A 451-nucleotide genomic window follows, 5' to 3' on the forward strand; every position below is an offset into this window, starting at 1 on the left:
TACTATTCTATAAACAATTCTGTATTTCTTTTTGGCTACATATATTTTGTAATATCCGGTCAAATTTATATTGTTTTTATTTCCTAATTCTTCACCAGATGTGTATAAGAGACAGGCAATAACCCGGAATCTCAACAATACCGTCGTCTGCCTATACGTGGAGGATCCGAATAAAGAGATGTGTTCTTATAGGAACCGCGGAACAAAAATCGGCGGGCGAACGACAAGCTGCCGGCGAATCGGTTGCGCCGAGCCGGATCAGTTCATTTTGAAGAAAGCCGTAAAGGGGAAGTACCGCGTTTACGCCAAATATTCCGACGACTTCCGCGCCGGCTACGCGGATCCGATGGTTGTAATGGCGGAGATTTACACAAGGTACGCCGGCAAGGGCGAGCGGCGCAGAATCGTCTGTTCGCCGTTGCCGAACACGGATGAAGATGATGGTGATAAA

The 451-nt window shown here is 46.6% G+C and carries 1 protein-coding gene; it reads left to right on the forward strand.

Annotated features, from left to right (window positions below; genetic code table 11):
- Nucleotides 1-178 precede the first annotated feature (178 nt).
- On the forward strand, nucleotides 179-451 hold a 273-nt coding region (locus tag ACYVRA_RS08895; protein WP_461252354.1), incomplete at its 3' end, for a hypothetical protein.

The organism is Treponema sp. R8-4-B8 (assembly GCF_054786175.1).